At 39.5% G+C, this 7,411-nt stretch carries 6 protein-coding genes and 1 pseudogene; 4 read left to right on the top strand and 3 right to left on the bottom strand.

Annotation, left to right across the window (positions count from 1 at the left end):
- Window positions 1-69: 69 nt before the first annotated feature.
- Window positions 70-750, bottom strand: coding sequence for a hypothetical protein (locus ACQEXR_RS17270; RefSeq protein WP_427020808.1), 681 nt, complete (start codon window positions 748-750; stop codon window positions 70-72).
- 715 nt (window positions 751-1,465) lie between these two features.
- Here ACQEXR_RS17270 and ACQEXR_RS17265 point away from each other — a divergent pair.
- The 3 genes and pseudogenes from ACQEXR_RS17265 to ACQEXR_RS17255 form a co-directional block, all read left to right on the top strand.
- A pseudogene (locus tag ACQEXR_RS17265) lies at window positions 1,466-2,069 on the top strand (IS5 family transposase); the annotation flags it as partial.
- A gap of 145 nt (window positions 2,070-2,214) precedes the next feature.
- A complete protein-coding gene (locus ACQEXR_RS17260) occupies window positions 2,215-2,700 on the top strand; it encodes a hypothetical protein (RefSeq protein ID WP_427020807.1) in 486 nt (161 codons plus the stop codon).
- Window positions 2,701-3,671: 971 nt separating this feature from the next.
- Window positions 3,672-4,241 (top strand): GGDEF domain-containing protein, encoded by a 570-nt coding sequence (locus ACQEXR_RS17255; RefSeq protein WP_427020806.1) that lies wholly within the window; start codon window positions 3,672-3,674, stop codon window positions 4,239-4,241.
- 11 nt (window positions 4,242-4,252) lie between these two features.
- On the opposite strand, the gene ACQEXR_RS17250 is transcribed toward ACQEXR_RS17255, so the two are convergent.
- Window positions 4,253-5,335, bottom strand: coding sequence for a PQQ-dependent sugar dehydrogenase (locus ACQEXR_RS17250; RefSeq protein WP_427020809.1), 1,083 nt, complete (start codon window positions 5,333-5,335; stop codon window positions 4,253-4,255).
- 328 nt (window positions 5,336-5,663) lie between these two features.
- Here ACQEXR_RS17250 and ACQEXR_RS17245 point away from each other — a divergent pair, with 328 nt between their 5' ends.
- Window positions 5,664-6,788 carry a GGDEF domain-containing protein gene (locus ACQEXR_RS17245; protein WP_427020805.1) on the top strand — a complete coding sequence of 375 codons (1,125 nt, stop codon included), beginning with the start codon at window positions 5,664-5,666 and terminating at the stop codon, window positions 6,786-6,788.
- Here the strand turns inward: ACQEXR_RS17245 and ACQEXR_RS17240 are convergent.
- Window positions 6,783-7,265 carry a GNAT family N-acetyltransferase gene (locus ACQEXR_RS17240; RefSeq protein WP_427020804.1) on the bottom strand — a complete coding sequence of 161 codons (483 nt, stop codon included), beginning with the start codon at window positions 7,263-7,265 and terminating at the stop codon, window positions 6,783-6,785. The genes ACQEXR_RS17245 and ACQEXR_RS17240 overlap by 6 nt on opposite strands.
- Between the last annotated feature and the right edge of the window lie 146 nt (window positions 7,266-7,411).

Below are 7,411 nucleotides of genomic sequence, written 5' to 3'. Positions count from 1 at the left end.
ATCAGATCGCTCAAACGGTACCGAGTTCCCTTCTTTTTCTACAAACCAGTGATCTATATTTAGGAACAGTTATTTAGCGGATGCCAGATTATTTCTCAAGCAAAGCTCATAATTATAGTATTCTTCAAGATCAAATGATTTAAAAACAAAGAAATCATTTAAGCCTCTTATATCAACAAAATTAATATTTCTAGAAGCTTTTTTATAAAATCTTTGTATTTTATTCAAGTCATTTTTTATTGACAAATAGAGTTTGAAATCTAACCCCTTAACTCGGTGTAAAAGCCACAGATCAAAATTACCATCTCCATTTTTATTGAAATCATCGAACCAAACGTTCTGAAATTCCACAAAATCCTTATTCATATGGGAGCAGTTATCTAGTTTACAAATTATATAAGTTAGCTTTGATGCAAGAAAGCTATTACTGTCATAATAAATACATGTATTATTATTTATACTTTGCCAAATTCGAAAATAATCTAGTTGCTCGCATCCAATACTCCCAATCCAAATAAAGAATATTCTATCTACATCACGCATAGACAAGCTAGGATCATATAGATTCCAGTTTGATTTTTTAGATATATGTATAGCCTTCGAAAAGTTAGATTCAAAAATCAACTTGTCAATTAACTTTATATAACATGAAATGTTTTCTTTATTGACTAAATAACCGTTACCTATAATGTTATCGGCAGATTGATTAATATAGTCTTCAATAATATCTATATCAGCGCTTCTCTTCACTTTTAAACAGCCTGCACGTTAAAAATATCCGAACCAAAACAAATAGCTATCGTATTAATTTAAAAATTAAAACACTATCTAAATATCTCATTAAACATATACTATGAAAAACTAACTGTAAAAAGGTAGTTAAACGACAAACTACCCTGGTATAGTAAATTATTAATTATGGACGAGAGTTACACCCACCAGACCAATCTCGACTATTATTATTCGTCTCTCTGTTACCTCGATGAATTTTTTCTGGTTTAGAACGGCACCCATCATAACCTTTACCACCAGATACCATTTCCAACTCAGTATCAGTAAGTGATCGCACTTGGCTACAAATTACTTTTTTCATTATACGCTCTCCATGAATATATTACTGAATGAAACGTAAACAGACCAATAAAAACGTCTTTTTACACATCAAAAGATATAATACTCACAAACACAATTGCACAAAAAATAAACAACCTTTGACTAAGTATCACAACTTCAAGAAATGCAAGATTTAAACATTGACAGGAAATCATATTTTAACAAAACAGGTATTATACAAAAGTAACAAAATAAAGCACCATACAATAAATCCTTATAGGCTCATACCGAAACCTCGTTGCAGAACAACTACTGGAAAAACCACATAAAGTAATAAACTGGCCTTTCAGATTAATGAAGAAGCGATTGCAGAGTGAGAGAGGAGACCAAGCAAACAAGGCGACCACACTGATTCTGCGACTTAGCCATTAGTACTGGACTGATGATGAAACGAGTATTCTCTATGCCCTTGCTAGCGCTACAAGAATCAATAGACTCGTTATTTAAGCTGGCTAACATCCCGCTAGCTTATCCCGATTACACCTGTATAAGCCGTCGAAATAAGGAAGTTGAGGTTTCATTTAAAACTAAATCAGAGGTGCGATTTAACATCTAGCCATTGATGCCACAAATAACAAACTTCATGATGAATGTGAATGGCAGCCCAAGAAGCATGGAACTGATGGGAAACGCAGATTTTGGCGCAAACTGCAATATCGTAGTAAATACCAGCACCCACGAAATAGTAGCAGCAGAGTTGACTTTATCTAACTTAACCGATGTGGGAGTGCTTACCAACTTACTTAAGCAGACACGCTGAAGAGTCATAGAGTTATCAGGTGATGGCATTTATGACACAAGGAATATCCAAGATGAAGGGGCTGTCTTCTGAGAACCAGTGCATCTTCATAATTTAGCGGTAGGTTTCCAGAAGCTCTACGGCACTAACAAGAAGTGGTAAAAGCCTTATAGCTATAATAAACGCTCTATCAGAAACAGTATTGTACCGAGTAAAGTAGTTGCTAAGTGGTAAACTAAGCCACAATAAGTCTAAAAGGCTCTAAAACTGTAGCCAATTTTAGTTGACCAACACAGTAAAAGTATTTCAAGTTTTGCATTGATATTATGAATGTGTAACATTTTGCCTATACTTTTAATAATATGAAAGACTATGGACAGGGTTTAGGAAAAGGAATATATGACGCTGTTGAAACAGCAAAGGGCTTAGGAGGTTTGGGTGTTCAGGCTTATACAAAAAATATAAATGGCCAGAACTGGATCATAATTAAGAACTATCGTAAGCACCTAAAAACTCTTGAACGTGGGCATAAATGGAAAGCCAATAATCCAAGGATTATTCAATTAGGTTTAGGTTTAAATGATCTAAAAGGTGCAGTTCATTATGTTCGCTTTAATGTTGGTTTAGAAGTGGCTGTATCAGTTGGTATCAATGTCGTTGATTATGCGTTAAGAGATGAAGCTACACTAGCCGAGTTTTTAGGTAATTCAGCTAGTGATGTTATAAAAGGACTGACAGCCTTAGGAGCGAGCTGCATTTGTTCCAGCAACAGCAAGTACTTTGTTAACGGGCTCTATATTTGTTGTATTGTCTTTTATTACAGGAAAAGGTTTGGATATTTTAGATAAAGAAAATGGATATTCAAAGGAAATGACAAGGGCTGTAGAAGAGTATTATAATGATTATAATTAGGATTTTTTTGTGTATGTTAATTACATTATTTTCATTGTATTTATCCTCTGACTACATGGTGTTTTTTAGCTCCACGCAGAAAGATATTTTTGTCATTGATGGGATATTTAATGTATGGGGCTCTATTTCGGGTGTTTTAATTGGTTCATTTTTCTTGTTATACTACATCTGTCAAGTATTAAATTACATTATAACTCCTAACAAATTAAACAAAATAGCTTTGATACTGATTTTTATTATATCTCCTTTAATGAGTCTCGTTATTCGACAGGCCTCTAATGCTAAAATTACTAATTATGAGGAATGTAAAAATCTAAGAGAAATATCAACTCGTTATTCAAGTAGAACCTACGCAAAATCAATGGAGCTTTGTCAATAAGGAAAATAAATAAAGTAATGAAAGCCATTGCTTTCTTGTTATCCTTATTATGTTTTTATGCTGTTAAAATATTTTTCCAATGGTTCAATCTTTACTATAGGATAACCTAAAATAATACTCAGATTAGATACAGGACTACGATATTAGGTTATATAAAGTAGGGCGATATTGTCGAATACTTAGATGTTGTTTTCAAGAGTTTCCGTTAGTGGTTTTTAGAGGTCAAGATAGCGCTAAATTTTGGTTGTTTTTTCCTGTATTATTGATGCCAAAGTGCCCCTGTAAGCGAAAATTTGTGTGTCGTTCTAAAAGTAGTGTGGTCAAATATACACCCCAACCCCTTTCAATAGGGGCTTTTTTCAGCGATAATTCAAGTTGTTAGTGAAAACAAAGACGAATTGTAAATTTCTCAATAAGTGGCCCTGTTGTCCCTTTCAGTTCACCACACCCCACGCCAATATTGCACACTTTCGTGAACTGAATCGAAGTGATGAAATCGGCCAATTAGCACAAGCCTACCATAGCTTATTGATTAAATTAGACAATCAACTCAGCATCTTACGTGCTAGGTCAGATACAGACCCACTAACGGGCTTGGGATCACGTTACAAGTATTCGCGAGCGGCAATACCATTCTTTAAGCGTCAACTGAGCAATGGGCAGTATGTTGCGACCTTGGTCTGTGATGTCGATAACTTTAAAGCGTTCAATGATATTTATGGGCATACGGCTGGTGATAACGCATTGTCCGAAGTGGGGGCAGTCATCAATAAGGTGGCGCGTGAGAGTGATCTTGCCTTTCGCTACGGGGGTGAAGAGTTAGTCATCCTTTTGGCTAGAACCGATAAGACAGAACTGGTTCAGTTTAGTGAGCGCGTGAGGAAGGCGGTAGAGGCATTGAATATCGCCCATGAAGGCAATCAGCCATATGGACGAGTGACCGTATCGATAGGTGGTGCTCTCGCGAGTGAGCAAGACTTTGACCAACGCTACATGTCTCACCAAGCAATGCAGACAGCGTTATTTAATCTCGCCGATAAAGCGTTGTATCTAAGTAAACAGAGCGGGCGTAACCAAACCTCTTGGGCAGATAGATAAACGTCATTAAGCTAATTGTGCTCGTCTACCAAGCGATAGATTTTGCCACTGTCGGTACTGAATACGATCTCTCCATTGGGAAGCACTTCGAGATCACGTATCCTTTCACCTAATTCTGTCAGGATTCGCTCTTCTTCGATCGCTTGGTTGTTGTCTATCTTGACCACGTTAATGTGGGTCAACTTCAAGGCTCCCGCTAATAATTTTCCTGATAACTGAGGATATTGACTGCCACGGTATAGCAGCAATGAACTGGGTGCTATCGATGGTATATACACTTTAGTTGGCGAGACTATCCCTTCTTTTTCTGTCGCCTCTCCGACTGCGATAGGCCCCCAATATTCCTTACCATGAGAAGTTACAGGCCACCCATAATTGGCCCCCTTAACGATCTGGTTTATCTCATCACCACCACGAGGACCGTGTTCAATAGACCACAAGGTTGTACTCTGACGATCATAGTAGAGCCCTTGAGGATTGCGATGACCATAGCTCCATATCTCACCTCGAGCGCCCTTGACATTAGTAAATGGATTGTCTGGTGGAGTCGTACCGTCGGGTAATACTCTAAGAATACTTCCTGCATGGGTCGCCAGGTTTTGTCCATTATCTCGTTCACCGCGATCTCCGACAGAGAAATAGACGAAGTGGGTATCGAAGGCAATTCGACTACCAAAGTGTCGTCCGGTATCAGAGCCGGATTGTGTCACGACCAAATCTGTCCAGTCAGAGAGTGTGCCATCTTTGTAGCTGGCACGAGCAAGCGTGGTTTCGATGGCAGAGCCCACCACCTTTGAATAAGTGAAATAGAAGTGATGCTTGTTAAACGGCGAGTGTGCAACATCGAGCAATCCGCCTTGTCCATACGCTTGTGACTGGACGAGCTTTGCAATGGTACTGTAATTGCCTGTAGAGAGAGTCACTACACCTATTTCGCCGTTTTGTTGCGTCACCATGAGTTGATCATCATTAAACGCGCTCATTCCCCATGGCACATTAAGACCAGATACTATGATGTCTGCTTGCCAAGCATGGGTTGAAAGCGATGCGGTGAGAGATAATAGGGTGGCTGTCCAAACATTGAAAGCGCTCATCGTCATAGGTTCCTCATAAAACGACTGTCACCTTATCTTAGCAGTGAGAATCAATTATCACTGCAATCAAGAGGTGACTTTTCACGTTGATATTAATCTCGGCATTGAGGATTTTCGCTAGAGTATTACTTCTAAAGTGTGCCTATGTCACCCTTTTCAAGTGTGATATTGATTCCATTATTGTAGGGGGCTGATCAAGTTCCCTTTTTTTGATGCAGACCCCTTAGCCTTGAGTTAAAAGCATGTATTATCGCCCCTAATCAGTTAAGGTAATTATGTTATTGCCCTTATTGGTAAGGGCAATGAATGATTTGTAAGGCTAGGTTGAATGAAATCATTTGAATGGGATAGCTGTTATGAAACAGGGTTGGATGATGTCGATGAACAGCATCAATACTTGGTCGAAATCATTAACCGCTATGGTGCTCTGATCGCACAGAACAACATCTCTATGCAAGATATACGCATAGCGTTGTTTGAGCTGTCGCGATACGCCGAGTTCCACTTTAAGGAAGAAGAAAACTTGATGCGCACCGCTGGTGTCTATCAAAAGCATGTTGAAGAGCATATCAAGATACACAGAGCGTTTATGGCTGATATTTTGAGTATGCAAGCGTTTATCAATGAAGGAAATAAAACGGCTTCTGAGCATCTACTCAATTTTCTTATCCATTGGTTGGCTTACCACATACTTGGCATTGATCAGAATATGTCTCGTCAGGTGAAGCAGATTGAATCGGGGGTTGATCCTAAGCTAGCTTGGGAAACAGAAGAGAAAAAGCAAGACTCCTCCACTGAGCCGTTGCTAAAAGCTTTGAATGGACTGTTTGAGCAGGTGTCAGAGCGAAATAAAGAGCTACTAGAGCTAAACCAGTGCCTAGAAGACAAGGTGTTAGAGCGCACCCAGCAGTTGTCGAGGGTTAACAAGCAGCTTGAAGAATTGTCACTGACGGATTCTTTGACTAAGTTGCCAAACCGCCGTTGTGCTATTCGCAAACTCAAAACTTACTGGCATGAATCGATACACAACAAAGAACCACTGGTTTGTATCATGATCGATGTCGATTACTTTAAACAAGTGAACGATACCGCAGGCCATGACGCGGGCGACCGATTGTTAGTTGAGCTTGCTCAAACGCTGGCTGACTCGTTTAGAAGTGACGATCTTGTTTGTCGCTTAGGTGGAGACGAATTCTTTGTGATTTGTCCTAACACGGATCTAGCGGGTGGTATGCACATTGCTGAACTGACTCGAAACAAAGTGAATCAAATGCTAGTACCAGTGGGGCAAAGTGTTTGGAGAGGAAGTATTAGCGTTGGTGTAGGGGAGCGCACTTCTGCAATGAACGACTTCAATGATTTGATCAAAGAAGCCGACAACGCGGTGTATCGCTCGAAAGCCGAAGGCCGCAATCGCGTGTCAAGTGCGGCAGATATATCGATGGAGCTATAACTTCTTTAGCATCCAGACATCACATGAACTATGTTCTGTACCATCTAGCGGTTGCTCAAGATGTGTAAAGCCCAGTTTTTCATACAGTGAAATAGCGGACTTCATCGAAGTGAGTGTATCTAAATAGCACTCACTGAAGCCTTGCTGCGTCGCGAACTCTAAACAGAGTTCAGTTAGCTGTTTACCAAGGCCTAGACCGCGACTTTGTGGTAACAAGAACAGTTTTTTCAACTCACAGGTTTGTTGTGAGTGATTAAAGGGGGCTAATCCACAGCCTCCGACGATCTTGCCATCAATGGTCGCAACGAGATACAGACTCTGTTTATCCAGTGTGTAGCTTTGGCTCATCGCATCCACTTCAGGGTCTGACGGGCCAAATCCTTCACCAATGGCGCCATATTCTGCGCCAACCGCTTTAATGATTGCACGAATCTCACTGTCATCAGTTGGTTGGATTGGATTGATGATTACTGTCATTGTGACTCCTTTCTATACTTCTCATGCCAAATAACTGGGTATGAAAAACACTTTTATCAAGCGTTGAGGTGAATTTTTGCCCAAAGGCAGTAAATAAGCAGATTTCAGTTTGGATTTGCATCAGTCATTCGTTACTATGTATAGCT

This window comes from Vibrio sp. TRT 2004, assembly GCF_050113735.1.
Classification (GTDB): domain Bacteria; phylum Pseudomonadota; class Gammaproteobacteria; order Enterobacterales; family Vibrionaceae; genus Vibrio.
This window is presented reverse-complemented; position numbering and strand designations above follow the sequence as displayed.